This is a genomic window from Providencia zhijiangensis (genome assembly GCF_030315915.2).
GTDB classification, from domain to species: Bacteria; Pseudomonadota; Gammaproteobacteria; order Enterobacterales; family Enterobacteriaceae; genus Providencia; species Providencia zhijiangensis.
In genome coordinates this window covers 507,828-533,349 of record NZ_CP135990.1, presented here as the reverse complement: position 1 = coordinate 533,349, position 25,522 = coordinate 507,828, and the positions used below count along the sequence as shown (strand labels likewise).

Below are 25,522 nucleotides of genomic sequence, written 5' to 3'. Positions count from 1 at the left end.
ATTTTCATAATATCGGGTTTCTGACATTTCATATTTAAGATGTTAGAATTGGCAGCAGAAATGAGAATTTATAAAAATAATATTGTGGAAGACAGTGTCATGGAAAATAAAATAAATATAAAAATTGGCCAGAAAGTGCGTCTGCTACGTCAGGCGAGAAACCTTTCTTTGAGTGAGCTTTCTCATTTATCAGGGATCTCTAAAGCCGCCCTCTCTAAGTTGGAATCAGGGGATTCAAATCCACGCATCGATACTTTGGAGTCCATTGCGGCAGCTCTGCGTTTTCCGCTCAGCGATTTATTTACACGTCAAAATGAATCTTATCCCTATTTGGTGAAGGCCACGCCACTCGAAGGCGATTATTTAGAGCAATTTAAATTCCGCATCAGTATGGGTAACGTCTCTGAAATTTGGCAACTTAGTATGAAAAGAGGCGCCATTATTAATAGCCCCGCGCATATGGTCGGTACCCATGAACACATTATGGTACACGCGGGCTCCCTAATGCTACGCTTAGAAAATGAACAAAATGTCGTTCTTGAGGCTGGGGATTTTTACGCGTTCAGCGGAGACTTTCCTCATGCTTACTTATGCATTGAGGGGGATGTGCATGCCACCGTCGTGATGACCTATTCACATTTAAGTGATGGCGTGTAATTCGTCAGCCTACGCTCCTTGTAAGCCGACCTTATTTATTCAGAATTACTGCAAGTAATCCTGCATGGTTTCAAACACGCGCAGGTCATCGCTAAAGCGAACTTCACGGACGTCTTCTAGTTTTTCAACTTGGTTAACCATCTGCGATAAACGCTCATCTTTCTGAACTAATAACCAAATGCGGCTTTCGTCCCTATCTTTAATTGGCATACATAGGATGCCGTCCACGTTAAATGCTCGACGCGCAAATAGCCCGCAAATATGTGACATGACGCCCGGATGGTTGCGAACAATTAATTCTAAGGCGATTGGGTGATGTTCAAATACCATAATTACGCTCCGATCATATCAATATTAGCGGCACCAGGAGGAACCATTGGATATACCTTCTGATTTACATCAATCAAGGCATGAATTAAGCAAGGTCCTTTAGTGTTCATAATCGCTTCCAGCGCCATTTCAGGGTCAGCTTCATTATTTAAATCACACGTTTGGAAACCAAACCCAGAGGCAATTTTAATAAAGTCGGTCTGATAAGGATAAGCCGCAGCAAAGATACGATTCTCAAAAAATAAATCTTGCTGCTGATGCACCATGCCAAGCGCTTGGTTGTTCATTAAAATGATTTTAATGTTTAATTGATGCTCCGCCGCTGTTGCCAGTTCCTGAATATTCATCATTAAGCTGCCATCACCTGAAAAACAAACGATGGTTTTATCGGGGTGAGCCAATGCAGCGCCAATCGCTGCCGGTAAACCAAAGCCCATGGTGCCCAAACCACCGGATGTTAACCACTGGCGAGGACGTGACAATGGATAAGCTTGCGCCGCCCACATTTGATGTTGTCCAACGTCCGTTGTAACAATCGCCTCTTCCCCTGCAGCACGTGCGGTGGCTAATACCAAACCGTAGTGATCTAATGGATCATCCACATTCGCTAAGTTCAGCGGGTAATTATTTTTCAGATCATTAACTTGCTGAACCCACTCTTGACGATCATTGCGCTCAACTAACGGTAACAGTAATTCTAAGATTTGCCCTGCATCCGCATGGATAGCAATGTCTGGACGTTTGATTTTACTGATTTCTGCTTTATCAATATCAACGTGAATGATTTTGGCATTCGGGCAGAATTTTTCCGCTTTACCAATGGCGCGGTCATCAAAGCGAGCACCAATAACAATCAGCAAATCAGACTCTTCCATGATCATGTTCGTGCTACGTGCCGCATGCATACCCAACATGCCCAAATACAGCGGATGACGCATCGGAATGGTACCCAATGCCATCAAGGTCATTGTCGTTGGTAAAGAGGCTTTTTCGGCAAAAGCGATAGCCGTCGTGGTTGAATCTGAGCTAATCACCCCGCCCCCGAAATAAAGTACTGGACGCTTCGCGCGGTTGATCATTTCCGCCGCTTGGATCACTTTTTCCATATCGAAACTTGGGGCTTTATCTTTCGGTAAAACCTCTGGCAGCGCATCTAATTCAATGGTTGCAGTCTGAACATCTTTTGGAATATCAATCCAAACAGGCCCCGGACGCCCAGATTCAGCGATACGGAATGCTTCGCAGATAACACGCGGTAAGTCCTCAATGCTGCGCACCAAATAGTTGTGTTTCGTAATCGGAATTGAAATACCGTAAGTATCCACTTCCTGAAACGCATCGGTACCAATCATCGAAGATGGCACCTGCGCAGTAATACATACCAGTGGAATTGAATCCAGTTTCGCATCCGCAATGGCAGTCACTAAATTAGTGGCACCGGGACCGCTTGAGGAAATACATACCGCCGCTTTGCCTGTGCTACGCGCAATTCCCTGTGCAATAAAACCCGCACCTTGCTCGTGACGCGCCAGTATGTGGCGAATTTTTTTGCTCTGTCCCAGTGCATCATAGAATGGCAATGCTGCCCCGCCCGGGATACCAGAAACGATGGTAATACCATGTTTTTCCAATAAATGGACGATTAATTCTGCACCTGTAAAACAGTTTTTTTGTGGTGATGTTGTGCCCGACTCGCTCATAATTTTTTATTCCTTCACTAGCCTGCGGATCCGAGTTTTAGGTCATAAAAAAACCCCGCTCGGTTTGCGCCGGCGGGGTTTCTAAATCGCGTGATTTGTTCCCGTTACGGCGCTAAGCCCACGACCACCACCACACGCACGACTACCGCGGCTAGTGGCGCGGTAAGTAGTAGGTTTGAACGGTTAGCGGTCATTTTCACGAGAGTTTCCTGTCATTTAATTCTGTCTGATTTAGCAAAAATCCATAATTAATGAATTTCCTGTTTAGCTAAAGTCTGTCTGATTTTTCATTTTTGTGTTTGCTGCATTTAAGAAACCATAAAATCCTAACCTTCACAACCCTTTTTTTCGTTTTTCTTGGTTGTGGATTTCAAATGAGAGGCATATCACAGAATGTTGTTGAGTTGTGATAATTTGAATTGAAATTGCTTATAAAAAATTAAAGCCCTTAATACTAAGGGCTTTAATCGATGATTTTGATTTTCTAATGTAGAAATTAGAATGGGATATCGTCATCAAAATCCATTGGTGGTTCATTGGTTTGTGGAGCTGGTGAACGCGCTGGTGCTGCGCCGCCGCCACTGAATTGTTGTGCTGCTTGTTGTGGCTGTTGTGGTTGACCCCAACCGCCTTGTCCGCCACTTTGACCTTGTGATGGGGCATCGCCGCCACGACCACCAAGCATCTGCATTGAACCGCCGATATTTACCACAACTTCGGTGGTGTAGCGATCTTGACCGCTTTGGTCTTGCCATTTACGGGTTTGCAGTGAACCTTCGATATAAACTTGTGAACCTTTTTTCAGATATTCACCAGCAACTTCGGCTAATTTGCCGAAAATCACAACACGGTGCCATTCGGTTTTTTCACGCATTTCACCGGTTTGCTTGTCACGCCAACTTTCAGAAGTTGCCAGAGTCAGGTTAGCGACAGCTCCGCCGTTAGGCATATAACGGATTTCTGGATCTTGTCCTAAGTTACCGATAAGAATTACTTTATTTACGCCTCTGGTGGCCATTTATTACTCCTGATGCATTGAATTTTTAATCTCTGGACTGACCGTGAAGTTTACCACGACCTATCTGTATTGCACCATAAATTGAGATTGCTGATGAGAAGTTGCGAAGCGCTTTCCAAATTTAAGTGAAATCTGCATTACTGTTTTTTAGTATAGACGCTAATTATTGGCGTCACAGATAAGTTGCCATCAGCCCCCTATGAAATGATATAGAAAGAGCACATATACTGTATATCCATTCAGCAAATTTTGTGCAATACTAAATCGTTTATTAGTACTGGCTCATTAATTAAGACGACCAAGTTCATTTTTGTTCACTATCAATTCATTCGGGAAGTGGTAAATGGAGAATATCGAAGTCCGCGGCGCACGCACGCATAACCTAAAAAATATCAATCTCATCATCCCCCGAGACAAGCTGATAGTTATTACAGGGCTATCTGGTTCAGGGAAATCCTCCCTCGCCTTTGATACCCTCTATGCTGAAGGTCAGCGTCGTTATGTTGAATCACTATCCGCGTATGCTCGTCAATTCCTTTCTTTAATGGAAAAACCGGATGTTGACCATATCGAAGGGCTGTCGCCAGCTATTTCCATTGAACAGAAATCCACTTCCCATAACCCGCGTTCAACGGTCGGGACCATTACCGAAATCCATGATTACCTGCGCCTATTGTTTGCCCGTGTGGGTGAGCCTCGCTGCCCTGATCATGATATTCCGCTTGCGGCACAAACCGTTAGCCAGATGGTGGATAACGTCCTCGCACAGCCGACCGATCGCCGTATGATGCTGCTGGCTCCGGTCGTGAAAGAGCGTAAAGGTGAGCACGTTAAGTTACTCGATAACTTAGCGAGCCAAGGGTATATTCGCGCCCGTATTGATGGTGAAGTTTGTGATTTATCCGATCCACCAAAACTCGAATTACAGAAAAAACATACCATTGAAGTGGTGGTTGACCGCTTCAAAGTACGCGACGATATCGCCCAGCGTCTTGCTGAATCCTTTGAAACTGCACTGGAACTGTCTGGCGGCACCGCTGTTGTTGCAGATATGGATGATCCGAAAGCTGAAGAATTAGTGTTCTCCGCTAACTTTGCATGCCCCGTTTGTGGCTATAGCATGATGGAATTAGAACCTCGCCTGTTCTCATTCAACAACCCAGCAGGGGCCTGCCCAAGCTGCGACGGCTTAGGAGTTCAGCAGTTTTTTGACCCTGAGCGCGTGATTCAAAATCCCGAAATTTCCCTTGCAGGCGGAGCTATCCGCGGCTGGGATCGTCGTAATTTCTATTATTTTCAGATGTTAATGTCATTGGGCGAACACTATAAGTTTGATGTTGAAGCCCCTTATGACTCACTCAGCCCTGCCATTCAAAAAGTCATTTTGTATGGTTCTGGCAAAGAAACTATTGAATTCAAATACCGTAATGATCGCGGAGATATTACCGTACGCCACCATCCGTTCGAAGGTGTGCTTAACAATATGGAACGCCGTTATAAAGAAACGGAATCCACCGCGGTGCGCGAAGAGTTAGCAAAATACATTAGCAACCGCCCTTGCGTGACTTGCGCAGGAACCCGTCTGCGTAAAGAAGCCCGTTTTGTATTTGTGGAAAATACCACGCTGCCTGAAATTGCAGATTACAGCATCGGTCATGCGATGGAATTTTTCCAAAACTTAAAACTCAGCGGACAACGAGCCAAGATTGCCGAAAAAATCCTGAAAGAGATCAGCGACCGCCTGAAATTTTTAGTGAATGTGGGGCTGAATTACCTAAGTCTTTCACGCTCCGCAGAAACCTTATCCGGTGGTGAGGCGCAGCGTATCCGCCTAGCAAGCCAAATTGGAGCGGGTCTGGTTGGGGTAATGTATGTGTTGGATGAACCGTCTATAGGGCTCCATCAGCGCGATAATGACCGATTACTGGAAACCTTGATTCACTTACGTAATTTGGGGAACACCGTCATTGTGGTTGAGCATGATGAAGATGCGATCCGCGCAGCCGACCATGTGATTGATATTGGCCCAGGAGCCGGTGTTCACGGTGGGCAAATTGTAGCGCAAGGCACATTGGAAGATATTGTTGCTAACCCTGAATCGTTAACCGGTAAGTTCTTAAGTGGCGAGCGCAAGATTGATATTCCACAAACGCGTGTTCCGTTTAATAAAGACAAAGTACTGACTGTCTCTGGCGCAACAGGCAACAACCTGAAGAATGTTACCCTGAATATTCCTGTTGGTTTATTTACGTGTATTACCGGGGTTTCTGGTTCCGGTAAATCGACGCTTATCAACGATACGTTATTCCCAATCGCTCAGCGTCAATTAAATGGCGCTACAGTGATTAACCCAGCGCCGTATACCAATGTCGAAGGTTTAGAGCATTTCGATAAAGTGATCGATATCGACCAAAGCCCTATTGGACGTACTCCACGTTCGAACCCAGCCACTTACACGGGTATCTTTACACCAATTCGTGAGCTGTTCGCAGGTGTACCAGAGTCACGGACTCGTGGCTATAACCCAGGGCGTTTCAGTTTTAACGTGAAAGGCGGTCGTTGTGAAGCCTGCCAAGGGGATGGGGTGATTAAAGTCGAAATGCACTTCCTACCCGATGTCTATGTGCCGTGTGACCAATGTAAAGGCAAGCGCTATAACCGCGAAACCTTAGAGATCAAATACAAAGGCAAAAGCATCCATGAAGTGTTGGATATGACCATCGAAGAATCCCGTGAGTTCTTTGATGCCGTGCCTGCGCTAGCGCGTAAGCTGCAAACGCTGATGGATGTGGGTCTGTCTTATATTCGCTTAGGTCAATCTGCGACAACCTTGTCAGGTGGTGAAGCCCAGCGCGTGAAATTAGCTCGCGAGTTGTCTAAACGCGGCACCGGACAAACTATCTATATCTTAGATGAACCAACCACCGGATTGCATTTTGCCGATATCCAACAACTGCTTGTGGTCTTGCATCAGCTACGTGACCAAGGCAATACCATCGTTGTCATCGAGCATAACTTGGATGTTATCAAAACGGCAGACTGGATTGTCGACTTAGGCCCTGAAGGCGGTAGCGGTGGCGGTGAAATTTTAATTTCAGGCACCCCAGAACAAGTGGCTGAATGTAAAAAATCCCATACTGCACGTTTCTTGAAGCCTATCTTAGCGCGTGGATACTAAATGACGTTAAAGAAAAAAGGGAAGCTCAGCTTCCCTTTTTTATGCTTGAATAACAATTTGTTATTGGCTAACTGCTGCAAATGCTTCCACAATGCGCTTCACATTATGGCGGTTCACCCCTGCCATACACACACGACCAGTTCCAACTAAATAAACCGCAAACTCATCTTTCAGACGGTCAACTTGTTGTTGAGAAAATCCGGTGTAGCTGAACATACCTCGCTGTTTTAACAGGTGGTCGAAGTTTTTGTTTGGTAACGCTTTTTTCAGCTCATCCACCAAGACGGTGCGCATATCTAAAATACGCAGGCGCATCTCTTCCACTTCGTCCAGCCATTTGGCTTTTTGTTGGCTATCAGTCAGTACTGCCGCAACAATTTTTGCGCCGTTAGACGGTGGGCTTGAATACAGACGGCGAACGCCCGCTTTCAATTGCCCCAGCACGCGATCGCGCTCATCTTTATCTTTACAGATAACAGATAAACCACCCGCACGTTCACCGTAGATACCAAAGATTTTCGAGAATGAATTGCTGACGAATACTGGCAGACCCGCTTTTACCATCGTGCGAATTGCATAAGCATCTTCATCGATACCTTCCGCAAAACCTTGATATGCGATATCTAAGAATGGGATCAATTTGTGCTCAAGTGCCACTTTCGTCACTTCATCCCACTGAGCTGGCGTTAAATCGGAGCCTGTTGGGTTATGGCAGCATGGGTGCATTAAGATGATGCTATTTTCTGGTAACTTCTTGAAAGTTTCTAGCATTTCATCAAATTTAACCCCTTTGGTTTTTTCATCAAAATAAGGGTAATAATGCACTTTCGTGCCAGCGCCAGAGAAGATAGAGGCGTGGTTTTCCCATGTTGGGTTACTGCACCAAACTTCTGAATTCGGGAAATAGTGGTGTAAAAAATCAGCCCCAATTTTCAGTGCGCCAGAACCACCGATGGTTTGTACGGTAGCAATGCGCTCTTGAGCAATTAGCGGGCAATCTTCACCGAACACCAATTTTTGTAATTCAGTACGGTAATCTTTCAAACCTTCCATTGGCAGATAAAGCGATGCACTTGCCGGAAGTTTTCTCAGTGCAGCTTTCGCTGTGCCGACGGTTTCCAGCTCAGGGGTTTTCCCCTCTGCATCATAATAAAGACCAATACTCAGGTTAATTTTGCCTTCACGAGTATCTTTATTAAATTCATCCATCAGCGATAAAATTGGGTCGCCCGGATAAGCATCAACATGTTGGTACACAGGATATCTCCTACTTGTAGGTTTTCTTTATTACTTTTGTCTTGTGAAAATAACCCTTTAAAACCTATTCGTCTACATATTCCATTGCGACTCGTGAGGTCAATTTCGTCAAAAGCTCATAGTTAATGATGCCTGTTTGTGTGGCAATTTCTTCCACTGGCAGAGCATTTCCCCATAGAATGACGTCATCCCCCACTTTATCGGTGGCATCTGGCCCTAAATCCACGACGGTCATATCCATGGAAATTCGTCCAATAATCGGCACTTTTCGTCCATTTACTAGAACTGGCGTTCCTGATGGCACGTTACGCGGATAACCATCGCCATAACCAATCGCTACCACCCCAAGGCGGGTATTACGTTCACTGCACCATGTTTCGCCGTAGCCAACACACTGCCCTGCCGAATGCTCTCGTACCGCAATCAGGCTGGATTTTAAGGTCATGACGGGTAATAAACCGAAGCTTGCAGCGCTTTTGCCTTCCTGTGGTGAGGCGCCATACATCATAATACCGGGGCGAACCCAGTCATAATGAGCTTCTGGCCATAAGAGGATCCCCGCGGATGCTGCGATGGATTTTTCACCTGGTTTGTCAGACACAAACTGTTGGAAGCATTCGATTTGTTTTTTGGTGGTTGGGAGTTCAGGCGCATCGGCCTGACAGAAGTGGCTAACAATATTGATAGGTAAATCAACGTTGCTACAGCTTTTAAGGCGTTGGTAAAAACTTTCCGCATGCTGAGGAAGTACGCCAAGGCGATGCATGCCAGTATCGAGTTTCATCCATACTTTGATTTTTGTGGCGAGTTGGGCATTTTCCAGCATTTCCAGTTGTTCAATGCAGTGGATCACCGTATCGATGTTGTATTCCACCATCAACTGCAAATCGGATTTTTCGAAGAAACCTTCTAATAAAACAATCGGTTTTGTCACGCCTTGATGTCGAAGCAGTAGGGCTTCATTTAAACGCGCCACCCCAAAACCGTCGACAATTCCTTGAATTTCGGTGCCAACTCCAATTAATCCATGACCATAAGCGTTTGCTTTAACAACTGCAATCAGACGGCTATTCGGCGCCAATTCTCTCACGCGTTGCAGGTTGTGTCGCAGAGCGCGGCGGTTTATTAATGCGGTTGCCGCTTTCATTTCTTCCTCTTAATTATTCGTTTTAAAATTTAACTTATTTAGTTTTCAATTTTCTATACGCTCAAAATATGACGAGCTTACCAATCTCTAAATAGTTTGAACTGTAGCAAGGCGGTAAACGAAGCCATCCCTAGGAGCATACACAAGTATGTGACTAGGGTGGCTGAGAGCAACCAACACAGCTACAGCTCAAAATATGACGAGATTAGGTTATTCGTCATCGTAGGCTGGCCCCGCATAATTATCAAACCTCGACCACTGCCCATTAAACGTCAATCTCACCGTCCCTATCGGGCCGTTACGCTGTTTACCTAAAATAATTTCTGCAACCCCTTTGAGGTCGCTGTTATCGTGATAGACCTCGTCACGATAGATAAACATAATTAAGTCGGCGTCTTGCTCGATGGAGCCTGATTCACGTAAATCGGAGTTGACTGGACGTTTGTCTGCACGTTGCTCCAAGCTACGGTTTAACTGGGAAAGCGCCACCACTGGCACGTTTAATTCTTTCGCTAACGCCTTGAGAGAACGAGAAATTTCAGCGATTTCCAATGTACGGTTATCGGACAACGCAGGCACGCGCATTAACTGAAGGTAGTCGATCATAATCAGGCTTAACCCGCCGTGTTCGCGATAAATTCGGCGAGCACGAGAACGGACTTCTGTTGGCGTTAACCCCGATGAGTCATCGATGTACATATTGCGTTTTTCCATCAATATGCCCATGGTGCTCGAAATTCGTGCCCAATCCTCATCATCAAGCTGCCCCGTACGGATACGGGTTTGGTCAACGCGAGACAGTGATGCAAGCATACGCATCATGATCTGGTTGCCGGGCATCTCCAAACTGAAGATAAGTACTGGTTTTTCTTCGGTCATTGCCGCATTTTCACACAAGTTCATCGCAAAGGTAGTTTTACCCATGGATGGACGCGCGGCAACAATAATTAAATCTGAGCCTTGTAACCCTGCGGTTTTCTTATCTAAATCTTGATAGCCCGTGGAAACCCCGGTGACACCATCATGAGGCTGCTGATAAAGCTGTTCAATTTTTTCAACGGTTTCCGACAAAATCGCTTCGATCCCTTTCGGACCTTCATCTTTATTTGCGCGCGATTCTGCTATTTGGAAAACTTTGGTTTCCGCGAAATCGAGGAGATCTTCACTGCTGCGGCCTTGTGGGTCATACCCAGCATCAGCAATATCATTGGCGACGGAAATCATATCTCGCACGATAGCACGTTCACGGACGATATCCGCATAAGCATTGATGTTCGCCGCACTTGGGGTATTTTTCGATAATTCCGCTAAGTAAGCAAAGCCCCCAACGCTGTCCAATTCACCTTGCTGTTCAAGGGATTCTGACAAGGTGATCAAGTCAATAGGCTTGCCCTGCTCAAGCAGGATTTGCATTTGTGCAAAGATAGTGCGGTGAGGACGACTAAAAAAATCGGCTGATGTAACACGCTCGGAAACCGTATCCCAACGTTCGTTGTCTAACATCAGCCCCCCCAATACAGACTGTTCCGCTTCGATAGAGTGCGGCGGAAGTTTTAAGCCTTCCATTTGCTGATCGCGCGGTGGGTTTGTCTTGTAATCTGAGGAGGGTTTTTTAGCCATACTTGAAATATCCACGTCTATAATTAACCAACAGTTAGTATACGCCAATCTTAGGTGTCATGTGGCGTCTTTATTGTTATCTGCACAAGATATTATTGCAGGCACAATCTTAACGCAGCGCACAAACCGATAATTCTTCTCATTAAAGCATCGCGTTATGATGGAGCAATTGATACTGTTAATAAAAACAAACTCACTCATTGGAGATGATCATGGCAAAACGTATTGAATTTTCGCAACATGGTGGTCCTGAAGTTCTCAATTTTGTCGACTATTCCCCGAATGCGCCGGCTGAAAATGAAATCCAAATCGAAAACCGTGCAATTGGTATTAACTTTATTGATACCTATGTACGTAGTGGATTGTATCCAGTTGCAAGTTTGCCATGTGGGCTTGGCACAGAAGCGGCCGGTGTAGTGGTTAAAACTGGCTCCCAAGTCACCGGTTTCAAACCGGGTGATCGCGTCGTTTACGCACAAGGTCCGCTAGGCGCATACAGTGAAGTTCATAATGTACCCGTCAATGCCGTGGCACACTTACCCGACGGCATCACCTTCGAACAAGCGGCAGCCTGTTCGCTTAAGGGTATGACGGTTTACTACCTGCTCAATCAAACCTACCAAGTTCAAAAAGATGAAGTTTTCTTATTCCACGCTGCAGCAGGTGGTGTTGGCCTAATTGCTTGCCAATGGGCCAAAGCGTTAGGCGCGAAAATGATTGGTACCGTTGGCTCTGAAGAGAAAGCGCAGCGTGCGAAAGCCGCAGGCGCATGGGAAGTTATCAATTACCAAACCGAAAACATCGCTGAACGCGTAAAAGAAATCACTCATGGCGAAAAAGTGAATGTGGTGTATGACTCTGTAGGTCAAGCGACGTGGTTGGCGTCTTTAGATTCACTGAAACGTCGCGGTTTAATGGTGAGCTTTGGTAACGCGTCTGGCGCCGTAACTGGGGTTAACTTGGGGATCTTAAATCAAAAAGGCTCCCTGTACGTGACCCGCCCATCATTAGGTGGCTATGTCACTAACAGACAAGAGTTAGACCAAGCCAGCAAAGCCCTGTTTGACATGATTTTAAGTGGCAAAGTGAATGTGGATGTGCCGGCATCTCAAATTTTTGCGCTGAAAGATGCCCAAAAAGCCCATCAAACACTGGAACAACGTAAAACCCAAGGCTCAAGCTTGCTCATTCCTTAATTCATAAAAAAGCGCCAGCTATCAATAACTGGCGCTTTTAAAATTCTAACAACGGCAATTTTACTCACTTCAGTTGCACTGATTAATGACTTCAGTTGCACCAATTAATAATGCCCTTTGCGTGCTTGCTGCTCTTTGTAGATCTGCTGGTTCTCTTTAATGGTGTTTAGCACCGTTCCCTCATAGGGATCTTGCTTGGGTGGTTCTCGCATCTGCCCACCTGACCCCGAACATCCAGCAACTAACAGCAGCAAAGAAGTTACTATTAATATTTTCATCTGCTTTTTCCCCATTCATTCATGAGTTTTATCATAGCATGCAGATAATCCTATTCAGCCCGCATCAACCAAAATTGCAGTTTCATTTAAGTAATATTTACTCGCCGCGAGTTACAAACGCGAGCGCTTGTTCGACCACAGATAAGTCAGCACCTTGTTTATGGGCATTTTCGCTTAAGTGGCGACGCCATTGACGAGCCCCCGGAATTCCTTGAAAAATCCCTAGCATATGGCGAGTCATATGCCCTAAATAAGCCCCGTTAGACAGCTCTTTTTCGATGTATGGATACATACTGCGAACAGCAGCAACGCTATCGACAATTGGCATTGTTTCATCAAACAATTGATTATCTACCGCGGTTAAAATTGACGGATTTTGATACGCTTCACGCCCCACCATCACACCATCTAAATGTTTTAGATGCTCTTTAGCTTCTTCGAGGGTTTTAATCCCCCCATTAATTGCCATGGTGAGATGCGGGAAATCACGTTTTAATTGGTATACGCGAGGGTAATCCAGAGGGGGAATTTCACGGTTTTCTTTTGGGCTTAATCCAGATAACCACGCCTTGCGAGCATGGATAATAAACATGTCGCAGTCCCCTTTTGTGGAGACGGTATCAATGAATTCGCATAAAAATTCGTAGCTATCTTGCTCATCAATCCCAATACGCGTTTTCACCGTCACAGGGATAGACACCACATCACGCATCGCTTTGACACAATCTGCGACCAGTTGAGCATCTGCCATTAAACACGCACCAAAGCGTCCGTTCTGTACGCGGTCTGATGGGCAACCGACGTTCAGGTTGATTTCATCGTAGCCACGTTCTTGCGCTAATTTTGCGCATTGCGCTAAAGCCGCAGGATCACTGCCACCCAATTGCAAGGAAACCGGATGCTCTTCTTCGCTATAAGCAAGATAGTCGCCTTTGCCATAAATGATCGCACCCGTCGTCACCATTTCGGTGTACAGCAACGTATTTTTCGTTAATAAGCGATGGAAATAACGGCAATGACGGTCGGTCCAATCGAGCATAGGCGCAACCGAGAAGCGGTTAAGATTTTTGTAACCATCTGTTGTTGATGGTGTATTTTGTTCTATCGTTTGATTTTGTTGCATGTTGGTCTTTTGGCGTTGATATCGAATTTAAGGCTTATGCTGTTGTGAAATAGCAAAAGAAAGCCGCATTTTAACAGCTGGCTTTCTTTTGTCATAATAAACTATTGCCATAATAAACTGTGCAAGTCGTTTTTGAGGAGTTAGTGACGCCCTTTTTATCAACAATAAAAAAGGCGTTTATAGCTTAGATTTTTTGAAGGGAAATTTGACCGAATGTCATAAAAATCAGAGTACTACCAGCAACGCCGCGATAAACACCTTGTTGCTCATTTAACTCACAAGCCAATGCCGCCAACTGCCATGCATCATACTCTTCGATATCGCTCACTCGGGAAGTCAGCAAGCTATTATCTTGGCGCTCGCCGTAGGCTTTAACCACAATCGCATCTCGCATTAATGATGGGTCAATAGAGCTATTCGCCCAGCCCCACATCCAGCTCCCGACATTTTGGTCATAAGTCCCAACGATTTGCACGGGTGCCGTCACCATTATATTGTCCGGTGCATGGAAAATAATGGTACCTTCATCTTGATCCACCGACCAACTGGCTTCATCCAGTTTCCAATTATCGCAATGGAACTGGTTTTTCAATTGCAGGGAATTCATGCTGCGTTCAATTAATGCCTCGTAAGGCATCTGTTCTAATTCACTATTCATGTTAAATACGATTCCATTAACCAATATTCTTCAGTGCGTCGATGACCATCTGCCAAAACTTATCGCGGTCTAATTTCACGGCAACCTGCGTATGGCAATCCGCTGGTGCTGGATGGCGAAAATCTGCCACCGTCATACCGAGAGTCAGCGTTCCCGTTAATTCGATGTCCACAGGGACTTTCTGGGTAGTCATCACTGACGGGTCAATCACGTAGGCAACGGCACAAGGATCATGCACCGGAGGCGCATCAAAACCCTGAGCCTGTTTATACATTTTGCCGAAGAAATCCAGCAATTCGACGACAAATTTTGAGCATTTCGTGTCTATTTCAGCAATTTTCGCCACAACATCTGGCGTTGCCAATGCTTGGTTAGTGAGATCCAAACCGACCATGGTTAACGGCCACTTTTCATTAAAAACGATATGCGCCGCTTCAGGGTCTATTTTGATATTAAATTCCGCGACTGGGCTCCAATTGCCCACATGGTAGCCCCCTCCCATCAACACCACTTCCTTCACGCGCTCCACAATCCGAGGTTCTAACCTTGCGGCTAATGCGATATTGGTCAGCGCCCCCGTAGGCACTAAGGTAACGGTTTTTGGTGGGTGGGACATGATCGTATCGATGATCAAATTCACCCCATGGCGTTCATCCAACGCTAACGTTGGTGTTGGAAGCTCAGGGCCATCCAACCCAGAATCTCCATGGATATCGGGTGCCACTTCCACTTCACGCACTAATGGGCGCGCAGAGCCTGCTGCAAAAGGAATACCGCGAATATTCGCCATTTCAGCAATGGCACGGGCATTACGGGTGACTTTTTCGAGAGTTTGGTTGCCTGCAACCGTGGTGACGGCGAGTAAATCGATGTCTGGATTACCGTAAGCCAGTAGCATAGCGATGGCATCGTCATGCCCTGGGTCACAGTCTAAAATAATCTTTTTCGTCATAGGGTTGCCTTATCGTCAATCGGGATCCACATTTCGCGGATCCCAATTTAGCTATCTCATTCGGCAAAATCTATGCTTGATGTCTGAATACGAGGAAATTTATTTCAAAACATGCGCATACACGCGTTTTGGCCCATTTTCATTTTTCGAAATATAGACCCCTTGCAGCTCAGGTGCAAAACCCGGCAAGGCATTAATTCCCGCTTCCAGCGCTTTAAAATACTGAAGAACAGGCTCTGACCACACTTCACCCGGCACCACACACAGCACGCCCGGCGGATAAGGCAACGCCCCTTCTGCGGCAATACGCCCTTCTAGTTCATCCAGCGGCAGTAACTCCACATTGCCACGAATAAACTCTAGGTGTGCCTGCTGCGGATTCATTTTCACTACTGGGAAATGCGCCTTACGGAACATCTCTTTTTGCAGCTGTTTAATATTAAAATCCACGCTTAATTGATGCATTTCTTGGCATAATCGACGCAGAGTATACCCTTGATACTGTTCCTGATAACGCTGATACACTGACGGCAATACGTCTTCAAATAACGCATCTTCATCCAGAAGCTGCTCGAAACGCACTAAATGAGAAACCAGCAGTTCGAGCTTTTCACGTGATTCCGCTGGGGTTAACAAGAACAAGATGGAGTTCAAATCACATTTTTCTGGGATCACGCCGTGCTCACGCAGAAAATGCGCCAAAATCGTGGCAGGAACCCCAAAAGACTCATACTCCCCGCTTTCAACATCAATCCCCGGCGTCGTCAGCATCAGCTTGCAAGGGTCAACGAAATATTGATCCTGCGCGTAGCCATCAAACGCATGCCAATGCTCTTTCGGAATAAAATTAAAGAAACGCTGTTCCGACGCAATTTGCTCGGTTGGGTATTCATGCCACGGCTTGCCATCCACTAACTCTGGCACAAACGGTCTAAAGTGACGGCAGTGTTTAATAATGGATTTTCTAACTTCAATCCCTTGCCTCACACACTCCATCCACATCATTTCCCCCGCTTCCCCTTGGTGCATACGCGCATTCACATCCAATGAAGCAAACAGCGGGTAAAACGGGCTGGTAGAGGCGTGCATCATAAACGCGTTATTCAGTTTCTTATGGGAAACAAAGCGCTCTTGGCCTTTGATATGATTATCTTTTTTATGGATCTGTGACGCTTGGGAAAAGCCCGCTAACTGTTTGTGAACCGATTGAGTCACCATAATACCGGGGTCATTCTCATTCAGTTCCAGCAGTAACGGCGAGCATTGGCGCATCATCGGAATAAACTGTTCGTAACCCACCCACGCGGAATCAAACAGAATGTATTCGCAAAGATGCCCTATCTTATCCACCACTTGTCTCGCGTTGTAGACCGTGCCGTCATATGTCCCGAGCTGGATCACAGCAAGGCGGAACGGTTTTTCTGCCTGTGCTTTTTCAGGCATCACTTCGCTCACCGCGTTTCTTAAGTATTCTTCAGTAAAACAGTGGGCATCAATCCCGCCAATAAAACCAAATGGGTTACGTGCCGTTTCTAGATAAACGGGTGTTGCCCCCGCTTGGATCAGGGCGCCATGATGGTTAGATTTATGGTTATTGCGGTCAAACAACACTAAATCACCGGGTGTTAATAAGGCATTCAGCACCACTTTATTGGATGACGACGTACCATTAAGCACAAAGTAGGTTTTATCTGCATTGAACACTTTCGCCGCAAATTTTTGCGCTTCTTTGGCTGCCCCTTCGTGGATCAGCAAATCCCCCATCGCCACATCGGCGTTACACAAATCGGTGCGAAAGAGGTTTTCACCGTAGAATTGGTAGAACTGTTCGCCCGTTGGATGACGACGGAAAAATTGTCCGCCTTGGTGCCCGGGGCAGGCAAACGTCACATTATGACCCACAGCATAATCCATCATTCGCGCAAAGAATGGCGGTAATAACTGTTCAAGGTATTGGTTTGCAGCATCCCGTAATTGGCGGCTATTCTCTTCACGCGCAGCAGGCGCTGGCGGTAATAATGCGGTCAAATAGTCAGGCGTTGGTGCATTGTCTGGTAGCTGCTTGTCACTAATGACAAACAGCGGAATACTGAGTTTACTGTCTGCAACTCTCTTCCACAGCCCTTGGTTGGCATCTTGTTCTGAGAGCACAACCGCAGCGATATTATTTAACTGTGCATCGCGAATATCTACCCACTGGAATTGACCCGTAAAATAGATAGCGACCCCCTGGCTACATGCCACATTGATTTTCTTCATAGCAGTCTGGCTCTTGGTTAGCTGAGGTAAAGAGGGGCTCAATATACTTGATAGATACTGAGATTGAAATAGTCAGAATTAATGCAAAATTATTCAGTTTTGCCTAGGGTGAATATTTTTTATAACTCACTGGTTAATAGTATAAAAATTTCCGGATAACCTCACCGGCTTTTTAGTCATAAACCATAAAAAATAGATTATTTGCAGATTAACCGACCGAAACAAACAATAATGACAGTGGATCAGTCGGTTAATTTTCGAGGACGACGAGGTTACTTGTTTCTTTCCACATACAGGGTTTGAGATGGATATGCAAAGTCCGCATTGTGACGCTTAACTATCTCAATAATTTTCAAATAGACCGCTTGCTGTGCATCCAGCCATTCAGCCCATACGGTGGTTTTCGTAAAGCAGTACACCATAATATTCAGGGAGGAATCCGCAAACGCATCGAAATAGACCAGCAAGGTTTGCCCTGTATCGATATTTTCATCTTGCTTCAGCATGGTGCGAATATCTTCCACAATCGCGCTAACTTTGTCGGAATCTTCATAGCGTAAACCGATTTCCGTTTTAATTCGTCGGTTGGTCATGCGCCCTGGATTTTCAACGCTAATGGAAGAAAACAGTGAGTTAGGAATATAGAGCGGGCGATGGTCAAACGTGACAATCTTGGTGATCCGCCAGCCAATCTCGACGACTGTCCCTTCAATATTTCTATCTGGCGAACTGACCCAATCCCCAATATTAAACGGGCGGTCGAAATAGAGCATGATCCCTGAGAAAAAGTTACTCAGAATATCTTTACCCGCCATACCGATGGCAATGCCGCCAATGCCCCCAAATGCCATTAATCCTGACAAACTCATGCCAAAATGTTCGCCAAATAACAGCATAATGATGACGATGACCGCAGTCTTAAATACGCGCGCAATAATCCTCGCAGAAGTTGGATCGCTGCCTTTTTTAATCTGTTTCTTCTCTAGGCGGTTAACCAATTGGAAGAATTTTCGCGTGATGATCAATGCGATCACCGATATAGCGACTAAATTAATCAGTGGTGTTGAAATAAAGGTTAAATCAAAGTCACTGGCTGCCATATCCACCGATTGAGCCGCCACTAACACCATCACGCACAGCACCATGGTTTGGATCACATGCACCAAAATGCTTTTTCGCTTATGTTTATGCCGCTTGTGTAAAACTTCAAAAAGCAAATACAACGCTAAACAGACGGCAATGATGGTCATGCCAATGGCATATTTTTCAAGTAATGCTTCTATCATGTCTATTGCCCTAAACTGACATTGAAAACTAATTTGCTGTGTAAAATATAACACTCTAAATAGTGAGTGAATAACTGCTAAGATATCAATTATTCATTTAATTTTCTCAATAATTATCAATTACTTTTCAGGTAGTCTAATAATGAACAGTGTCTATTTTTCACCTAAAAAACAAGAAATCCAAAATGTTCTACTACTGAATCCTCATCAACGATATGACTATTTTATCGGCAAGGTTGCGGATTGGGAGCAAGTATGGACATTGGGTAATCATGAGGGTTTAGTCACGGCTCAAGATGATAGCCCGTGTTTGTTTTTACCGTTATGGGTCGCAAAAGAGTATGCCGAATTATGCTTAACCGATGAATGGGCCGGATGTTCCCCACTTCCTATGACATTGGAACATTTAATGACGGAAATATTACCTGACATGGCGAGCGCCAATATTAAAACGGCCATTATGATGCTACCCAATGGCAAGGGTACCCCAATATTTGATGCTCAGAGCGTGCTCGATGACCTACAAGAAGAATGCCAGCAATATGAATAAAAGGCTGCACATTGGCAGCCTCATAAAAACTCAAAAACAAAATTTACTGTTCGACGCCTGTCGTCACGGTAAATTGGCGATTTTCTCCCGCCGCCAACCAAATCAGTGTTTGGTTATTTTTAGCAGCAATAAACCCTTCTGGGCGGCAGGTTGCTGGTAACACAAATGCCCCCACTTTTTGATCGCCATTATATAAAATCCAGCGAGTCGCATAATTCAGCTCATTGGCTTTAAAACGAGTCACAAAGGTATTGCCTGCTGGTGAAGTCATCTTAAATTCAGGATTTGCAGTATATTGGCTCAGATTGTCCATAAAGAAGACAATTTCAGGGTCACACATTTGCGGTTGATTTAGCTGATTCAGCGTCACCTCGCCTGACTTGAGCGCTTGGTTAAAATCGAGCCATTTTTGGGTTGGATGCACATGCCCAGGAATGGATTCACGCAGCTTAATCGCCTGCTCAGGGATATTCTGCGTTAACGTGGCGTCGTCCACATAGGCGTAGTTCATGTGGCACATATATTGAAGCGGCATTGGTACGGATGCCAAGTTAGTGACGGACATATGGATATCAAACAGTGCACTATCCGCATTTAATTGTACTGATGGCGCGGCACGATAATGGTGGCCAAAGCCCATCACATACTCATATTCACCGCACACTTTAAGGCTAGTTTCAGTCAATTCAAGCCATGCGCTATCCATTGGTGCACAGGGCATTTCCCCGTGTAATGGGTGATTATCTTCTGGCGATGGGCAACCATTACTGATTATTCCAGAATGGAAGGCGAAGCAACCATAGGTTTCAATCACGGTTGGAACAGGCTTAGGTTCTGAAAACATATTTTCCATTTTCAGATTTTGCCCGCAAAACTCAGCATCCCAAATCATCTGCCCCAAAAATGGCAAAATGGTTAAGTGCCCCTGCGAGTTTTCAACACGCAATCCTTGCACACCAGATTGATAGACAAATGCGGAAACGGAAAACTGGCTATTTTTCAAAACTAAGGTCGGTTTTTCCGTAAATAAGCGTTTATGTAACGGGATAATTGTGTTCATTGTCATACTCACGGTTTGAGGTAAAGAGGGGTAGGCGTAGCGCCTACCCTGAATTGCAGTCTATTATTTGGCTTCTTGTTTTGCTTTAAAGCGACGTTCGCCAACGAAGTAAATGCCTACGTACACAAAGCACAGCATGGAAACTAAGAAAGAGAGTTGCAGGGAGTGAGTGATATCCGCGACATAGCCTTGGATTGCAGGTACAACAGCCGCACCAACAATCGCCATGACAATCACCGCACCCGCCATTTCAGTATGCTCGTTGTCGACGGTTTCCAAAGTGCCCGCATAGATAGTTGCCCAGCATGGTCCAAACAGAATACTGACTAATACTGCCGCATACACTGCGGTGAAGCTTGGCATAAAAGCCACATACACTAAGAACAGCACACCGATAATGGAATAGATAATCAGGACTTTATCGGCGTTAAAACGGGTCATTAAGATGTTGGCAATAAATTTACCGATAAAGAAACAAGCAAAGCTGTACACCATGAAGTTAGAGGCATCACGCTCGTTGATATCCCCCATTTCCAGTGCTAAACGGATGGTGAACGACCAAACGGCAACCTGCATTCCCACATAGAGGAACTGAGCGATGATCCCTTTTCTAAAGCGGCTGTTTTTAGCTAAGTATTTTAAGGTATCCAGTGCAGAAGGACGTTTATGATCCACCGTTTCTGCCACTTTACATTTCGGGAATTTAGTCAGTAAAAACAAGATCATCACAACAACCAATACCATGATCATATAACGGTAGGGTTCAAGAGTGTTTTCCAGCATCGCTAAACGGAATTCATGGATTTGAGTCGCATCCATAGTCGCCATTTGGTTTTGCAGGCTTTCCCCTTCGGAGAAGACCAAATATTTACCTAATAAGATCCCACCAGCGGCACCGATTGGGTAGAAGGTTTGGCTGATGTTTAGGCGCAGAGTCGCGTATTGTTTTGGACCAATCATCGAACTGTAGGTATTCGCTGCGGTTTCAAGGAAGCTTAAACCAATCGCGATAGCAAAAATCGCCGCCAAGAACATGGTGTAAGTCGCCATATGAGACGCAGGGAAGAACATAGAACAACCCGCGATATACAAAATAAGCCCGATCATAATCGCGTATTTATAACTGGTTTTTTTGATAACCAAAGAAGCAGGAATGGCAATCAAGAAGTAACCACCGTAGAACGCACTTTGCACTAATGCAGAAGCAAAGTTACTGAGTTCAAAAACGCTTTTAAACTGTGTGATTAAAATATCGTTCAATGCTGCTGCGCATCCCCAAAGCGGGAATAAGCAGGAAAGTAGGATAAATTGGAATATAGGTGTCTTATTCAGGTACCCATCAGGTAACTGAGTTATATTTTTGATGTTCATATTAACCCTTAATAGTTTTTATAATATTTTTAACCGGTTAAACGGGCTTTTTTGCTCTAATGGCAACCTTCATTTCAACCGGTCATGCTCAACATCATTCAAATTCAGAGCAAATATTGTGGGTACAGGTAATGCTTCTGGCGCTTGAAAGATGGTTAATACTAATTATTCAACTGTACAAACTCACTGAACTGCTCGATGCTTGGGTAAGAAGATTGTGTGCCTTTTCCGGTAACGCTAAAGGCTGAAAATAGAACGGCTTTTTTCATCGCCTCTTCAATATTGCCGGTGTGAACATAGTAATGAGAGAAGCAACCAATAAACGCATCGCCAGCCCCGCTGGTATCAATCGCGTTCACTTTGATAGCAGGAATGAACAGTTCGCTTTCACGAGTCATCCATAACGCACCTTTATCACCTAAAGTCACAATCAGGTTTTTCAGGCCTTTGTCTAACAGGGATTGTGCAGCACGACGCACGTTATCCATGGTATCTACTGGCATATTGGTCAGAATTTCTAACTCAGTTTCATTCGGTACAAAGAAATCACAGCGGCATGCGTAATCTAAATCCAGTGCGCGTTGTGCTGGCGCTGGATTAAGTAACACAGGAATGTTGTGCTTATTACCAAAGGCAATCGCGTGGTAAACCGTTTCCAGCTGCACTTCCAGCTGCAATACGATCAATTTGCACTTTTTCAGATCTTCCGCGGCGCGGTCGATATCTTCAGGGGATAAAAACTTATTCGCCCCTTTGACAATCAAAATGCTGTTCGATGAGTTTTGATTCACAAAAATCGGCGCAACACCACTGGAGGTACACGGTACCTTTTCCACATAGCGGGTATTGATGCCATAAGACTCAAGATTACGAATGGTGTTATCCGCGAAAATATCGTCGCCTACTTTAGTGAGCATAATGACTTTGGAGTTTAATTTTGCTGCGGCAACAGCTTGGTTTGCCCCTTTACCGCCACAACCGATTTTGAAGGCTGGGGCTTCGAGGGTTTCCCCTTCTTTAGGCATTTGATCAATGTAGGTGATCAAATCGACCATGTTTGAACCGATAACTGCTATATCCATAATGTCCCTCGTGTTAAATAAATCACATAATGATATAATCCTAACATTATCATGTTGCAAAAATATCATTTGTGATTAGGATCTCGAATAACGAATGATCAAGTGTTATATCTGCCACATTTCCTCATTCTTTGTTACCTATTCCACATCTATTCTGAAAAACTTCATATAGGAAGGTTTAAATGCAAGATTTAGCGAAATATATTGATCACACTTTATTGGCTGCCAACGCAACAGTTAACGATATCAAAACGTTATGTGCAGAAGCGGCTCAACATCACTTTGCTTCAGTGTGTGTTAACACTGGTTATGTCCCATTGGCAAGTGAATGCTTAAAAGATAGCGATGTGATGGTGTGCTGTGTTGTTGGTTTCCCATTAGGCGCATGTTTAACAGAGGCTAAAGCGTTTGAAGCCGCTGAAGCTGTTCGCCGTGGTGCCGATGAAGTGGATATGGTCATCAACGTAGGTATGCTGAAAAGCGGTGATTTAGACTTCGTTCGTCAAGATATCGAAGCCGTTTTTGCGGCCTGTGGTAAAGCAACACTGAAGGTGATCCTCGAAACTTGCCTGTTAACTGATGAAGAAATTACACAGGTTTGTGAAATTTGCCGCACAATTAACGTTGGATTTGTGAAAACTTCAACAGGATTCAGTACAATGGGTGCCACTGAGCATCATGTGGCATTAATGCGTAAAGTGGTTGGTAATGAAATTGGCGTCAAAGCATCCGGTGGCGTACGTACGCGTGAAACCGCAATTAAGATGATTGAAGCGGGTGCTAACCGCGTTGGTGCAAGCGCGAGTGTCGCTATTGTGACTGGAGAAAATACCACTCCAAGTGACTACTAAACAACGGGGCGCGGTTCGTCCGCGCCATTATAAAAAGGATTGCAGGGTGATAGAAACTAAACAAAAAGAACGCCTTCGCCGATTAAGTGAATGTATTAAACGTTCAGGACGCATTCATCTTAAAGAAGCCGCGAGAATACTTGAAGTCTCTGAAATGACCATTCGCCGAGATCTCAATGCGGACACCGAAGGCCCTATCCCCATGTCACTGCTTGGTGGCTATATTGTTTCTGTCACTCAACCTACTGCTTTAGCTCCGCACGAACCCCATGCCGATGTTTTCACACCCGATCAAACTGAAGAGCTGTATATCCCTAATTTAGCCGCCAGTATGGTCAGTGAAGATGATGTAATCTTTTTCGACAATGGCATCGAAATGGCCACCTTGATAGCGTTGATCCCTGAAGAAATCAGCTTTACTGGCATTTGTTATTCCCATAACGTTTTTCTCGCCTTGAGCCAGAAAAAAAATGCCACAGCGCTGCTGTGTGGTGGGGAATATCGCCCCAAAAGTGATTCGTTTTACAGCCCTACGCTGCCCTCTTTACTCGATTCCATCAATCCCAAAAAAGCCTTTATGTCTGCCACTGGGGTTCACAGCGCCTATGGGGTGACTTGCTATAATCTCGATGATTTACCGATGAAAAAGAAAGGCATGGAAAAATCGATTCGCAAGATTTTATTAGCGCCTTATAACCTGTTTGATGAAGTGGCGACCGCCAATATGGGCGAATTGTCTCAGTTTGATGTGATTGTGACAAACCGACAGCTAAGTGATGAATACGAAGCTTACTGCCGCAATGGGTTTGTGAAAGTGATTTACTAACCTGATACTATTCATTCGAACAAAATCGACACGTTTGAAATCGTGTCGATTTGTTTTCTCACTAAATTTTAACCGTCAAATAATCTTCCGCTATCTGCGTTTCAAGAAATTCGGCTTGGCACTCCGCCAATAAACGAGGAATATCCTCTGCGCCATAGCGCCCGCTGAGATGCGTCGCGATAAACCGTTTTACCCCCGCTTGCTTGGCAAGCTGCGCCGCTTGGCGAGTTGAAGAGTGCCCGTGCTCATTAGCTTTCGCTTCTAGCGCCACTTCTAACGTAGTTTCGTGCACCATGACATCGGCATTTTTAGCCAACAACAACGCTTCTGGTGTTGGGATAGTATCCCCAAAAATCGCGACCACTTTACCTGTAACTGGCTCACCAAGGTAGTCGGCTCCATTCACGGTGCGACCATCTTCTAACTCAATAACTTCGCCCTTCTTCAGCGCCTGCATCCAAGGCCCACGAGGGATCCCATCTTGCTCCAGTTTTTGCACATTTAGCGCCCCCGGTTTTGGATGTTCTTCAATACGATAGCCATAACATTCTACGCGGTGATCCAACCGATACGCAGTGACAATTAGCGCCCCATCATCAAATAACTTACCCGCTTCAATTTCTACAATTTCAAGAGGATAAGTCATGTAGGAGTCGCTCACTGATAAAACAGTTTCCACATACTGCTTCAGCCCCTTTGGCCCATATAACGTCAAGGGATCCGTCGTTCCCCCCATAGAGCGGCTACAGAGTAATCCCGGTAACCCAAAAATATGGTCACCGTGTAAATGGGTAATAAAAATCTTCTCGATTTTGGGTGTTTTAAAGGGACTGTTTAAGATTCGGTGCTGAGTCCCTTCGCCACAGTCAAAGAGCCAGTAGCTTTTACGGATACCGACTAAATTTAATATCATGCTGGTGACATTGCGATCTTTTGTTGGCACACCTGCGCTAGTTCCGAGAAAAGTCAGTTCCATCCCATTAATTCCTATCTTTTTGTTTTTAATTGATTAAACCGAAATTCCAAACTTTTCCAAAATCGCTAGCCTTCATTTTTACGTCACGATTTTTGTCTTGTAATTTTCGTCGCTGAAATTTCTGTTCTATTAATGGAATTCTCAGCT

Annotated in this window: 23 protein-coding genes; 6 read left to right on the top strand and 17 right to left on the bottom strand. The window is 45.0% G+C overall.

Annotated elements, in window-relative coordinates; genetic code table 11:
* Positions 1–99: 99 nt before the first annotated feature.
* Entirely contained in the window at positions 100–657 is a 558-nt protein-coding gene (locus tag QS795_RS02325; RefSeq protein WP_272522383.1) for a helix-turn-helix domain-containing protein, read from the top strand.
* Between the two features lie 45 nt (positions 658–702).
* Here QS795_RS02325 and ilvN read toward each other — a convergent pair whose 3' ends face one another.
* The 4 genes from ilvN to QS795_RS02305 form a co-directional block, all read right to left on the bottom strand.
* Positions 703–987 (bottom strand): acetolactate synthase small subunit, encoded by a 285-nt coding sequence (ilvN, locus tag QS795_RS02320; RefSeq protein WP_132497153.1) that lies wholly within the window; start codon positions 985–987, stop codon positions 703–705.
* A 2-nt stretch (positions 988–989) separates the two neighbouring features.
* The gene (ilvB, locus tag QS795_RS02315; RefSeq protein ID WP_286272293.1) at positions 990–2,687 is read right to left on the bottom strand and encodes an acetolactate synthase large subunit; all 1,698 of its coding nucleotides are present in this window, start codon (positions 2,685–2,687) and stop codon (positions 990–992) included.
* Positions 2,688–2,791: 104 nt separating this feature from the next.
* Positions 2,792–2,881: an ilvB operon leader peptide IvbL gene (ivbL, locus tag QS795_RS02310; protein WP_108479355.1), complete on the bottom strand. Its 90-nt coding sequence runs from the start codon at positions 2,879–2,881 to the stop codon at positions 2,792–2,794.
* A gap of 302 nt (positions 2,882–3,183) precedes the next feature.
* Positions 3,184–3,705, bottom strand: coding sequence for a single-stranded DNA-binding protein (locus QS795_RS02305; RefSeq protein WP_286272292.1), 522 nt, complete (start codon positions 3,703–3,705; stop codon positions 3,184–3,186).
* A 343-nt stretch (positions 3,706–4,048) separates the two neighbouring features.
* Here QS795_RS02305 and uvrA point away from each other — a divergent pair, with 343 nt between their 5' ends.
* Positions 4,049–6,883: an excinuclease ABC subunit UvrA gene (gene uvrA / locus QS795_RS02300; protein ID WP_154602086.1), complete on the top strand. Its 2,835-nt coding sequence runs from the start codon at positions 4,049–4,051 to the stop codon at positions 6,881–6,883.
* Positions 6,884–6,943: 60 nt separating this feature from the next.
* Here uvrA and QS795_RS02295 read toward each other — a convergent pair whose 3' ends face one another.
* From QS795_RS02295 to dnaB, 3 genes are all read right to left on the bottom strand, one after another.
* Positions 6,944–8,140 (bottom strand): amino acid aminotransferase, encoded by a 1,197-nt coding sequence (locus QS795_RS02295; protein ID WP_036955033.1) that lies wholly within the window; start codon positions 8,138–8,140, stop codon positions 6,944–6,946.
* A gap of 64 nt (positions 8,141–8,204) precedes the next feature.
* A complete protein-coding gene (gene alr / locus QS795_RS02290) occupies positions 8,205–9,287 on the bottom strand; it encodes an alanine racemase (RefSeq protein ID WP_286272288.1) in 1,083 nt (360 codons plus the stop codon).
* A 210-nt stretch (positions 9,288–9,497) separates the two neighbouring features.
* Positions 9,498–10,907 (bottom strand): replicative DNA helicase, encoded by a 1,410-nt coding sequence (gene dnaB, locus QS795_RS02285; protein WP_036955040.1) that lies wholly within the window; start codon positions 10,905–10,907, stop codon positions 9,498–9,500.
* 212 nt (positions 10,908–11,119) lie between these two features.
* Here dnaB and QS795_RS02280 point away from each other — a divergent pair, with 212 nt between their 5' ends.
* A complete protein-coding gene (locus QS795_RS02280) occupies positions 11,120–12,103 on the top strand; it encodes a quinone oxidoreductase (RefSeq protein WP_154602084.1) in 984 nt (327 codons plus the stop codon).
* 104 nt (positions 12,104–12,207) lie between these two features.
* Here the strand turns inward: QS795_RS02280 and QS795_RS02275 are convergent, their stop codons facing one another.
* The 6 genes from QS795_RS02275 to QS795_RS02250 form a co-directional block, all read right to left on the bottom strand.
* Positions 12,208–12,381, bottom strand: a complete 174-nt coding sequence (locus QS795_RS02275) for a hypothetical protein (RefSeq protein WP_195848865.1) — start codon at positions 12,379–12,381, stop codon at positions 12,208–12,210.
* Positions 12,382–12,478: 97 nt separating this feature from the next.
* Positions 12,479–13,504: a tRNA dihydrouridine(20/20a) synthase DusA gene (gene dusA / locus QS795_RS02270; RefSeq protein WP_286272285.1), complete on the bottom strand. Its 1,026-nt coding sequence runs from the start codon at positions 13,502–13,504 to the stop codon at positions 12,479–12,481.
* Positions 13,505–13,688: 184 nt separating this feature from the next.
* Positions 13,689–14,162: a DUF6882 domain-containing protein gene (locus QS795_RS02265; RefSeq protein ID WP_286272282.1), complete on the bottom strand. Its 474-nt coding sequence runs from the start codon at positions 14,160–14,162 to the stop codon at positions 13,689–13,691.
* Between the two features lie 16 nt (positions 14,163–14,178).
* A complete protein-coding gene (uriH, locus tag QS795_RS02260; protein ID WP_286272281.1) occupies positions 14,179–15,114 on the bottom strand; it encodes a uridine-preferring nucleoside hydrolase UriH in 936 nt (311 codons plus the stop codon).
* A 99-nt stretch (positions 15,115–15,213) separates the two neighbouring features.
* Positions 15,214–17,373 carry an ornithine decarboxylase gene (locus QS795_RS02255; RefSeq protein ID WP_286272279.1) on the bottom strand — a complete coding sequence of 720 codons (2,160 nt, stop codon included), beginning with the start codon at positions 17,371–17,373 and terminating at the stop codon, positions 15,214–15,216.
* Positions 17,374–17,645: 272 nt separating this feature from the next.
* Complete coding sequence (locus QS795_RS02250) at positions 17,646–18,659, bottom strand: mechanosensitive ion channel family protein (protein ID WP_154602079.1); 1,014 nt, start codon at positions 18,657–18,659, stop codon at positions 17,646–17,648.
* 142 nt (positions 18,660–18,801) lie between these two features.
* Between QS795_RS02250 and QS795_RS02245 the strand changes: the two genes are divergently transcribed.
* Positions 18,802–19,209, top strand: coding sequence for a DUF2750 domain-containing protein (locus QS795_RS02245; RefSeq protein ID WP_154602078.1), 408 nt, complete (start codon positions 18,802–18,804; stop codon positions 19,207–19,209).
* Between the two features lie 43 nt (positions 19,210–19,252).
* Here the strand turns inward: QS795_RS02245 and QS795_RS02240 are convergent, their stop codons facing one another.
* The 3 genes from QS795_RS02240 to rbsK all read right to left on the bottom strand — a co-directional run bounded on the left by QS795_RS02240 (position 19,253) and on the right by rbsK (position 22,722).
* Positions 19,253–20,269, bottom strand: coding sequence for an aldose 1-epimerase family protein (locus QS795_RS02240; protein ID WP_195848864.1), 1,017 nt, complete (start codon positions 20,267–20,269; stop codon positions 19,253–19,255).
* Positions 20,270–20,332: 63 nt separating this feature from the next.
* Entirely contained in the window at positions 20,333–21,640 is a 1,308-nt protein-coding gene (fucP, locus tag QS795_RS02235) for an L-fucose:H+ symporter permease (protein WP_154602076.1), read from the bottom strand.
* A gap of 161 nt (positions 21,641–21,801) precedes the next feature.
* Positions 21,802–22,722, bottom strand: coding sequence for a ribokinase (gene rbsK, locus QS795_RS02230; RefSeq protein ID WP_154601062.1), 921 nt, complete (start codon positions 22,720–22,722; stop codon positions 21,802–21,804).
* 182 nt (positions 22,723–22,904) lie between these two features.
* Here rbsK and deoC point away from each other — a divergent pair, with 182 nt between their 5' ends.
* Positions 22,905–23,573: a deoxyribose-phosphate aldolase gene (gene deoC, locus QS795_RS02225; RefSeq protein ID WP_154602075.1), complete on the top strand. Its 669-nt coding sequence runs from the start codon at positions 22,905–22,907 to the stop codon at positions 23,571–23,573.
* A 46-nt stretch (positions 23,574–23,619) separates the two neighbouring features.
* Positions 23,620–24,399, top strand: coding sequence for a DeoR family transcriptional regulator (locus QS795_RS02220; RefSeq protein ID WP_181477949.1), 780 nt, complete (start codon positions 23,620–23,622; stop codon positions 24,397–24,399).
* Between the two features lie 61 nt (positions 24,400–24,460).
* On the opposite strand, the gene rnz is transcribed toward QS795_RS02220, so the two are convergent.
* On the bottom strand, positions 24,461–25,375 hold the full coding sequence (gene rnz, locus QS795_RS02215; RefSeq protein WP_286272271.1) for a ribonuclease Z: 915 nt from the start codon (positions 25,373–25,375) through the stop codon (positions 24,461–24,463).
* Between the last annotated feature and the right edge of the window lie 147 nt (positions 25,376–25,522).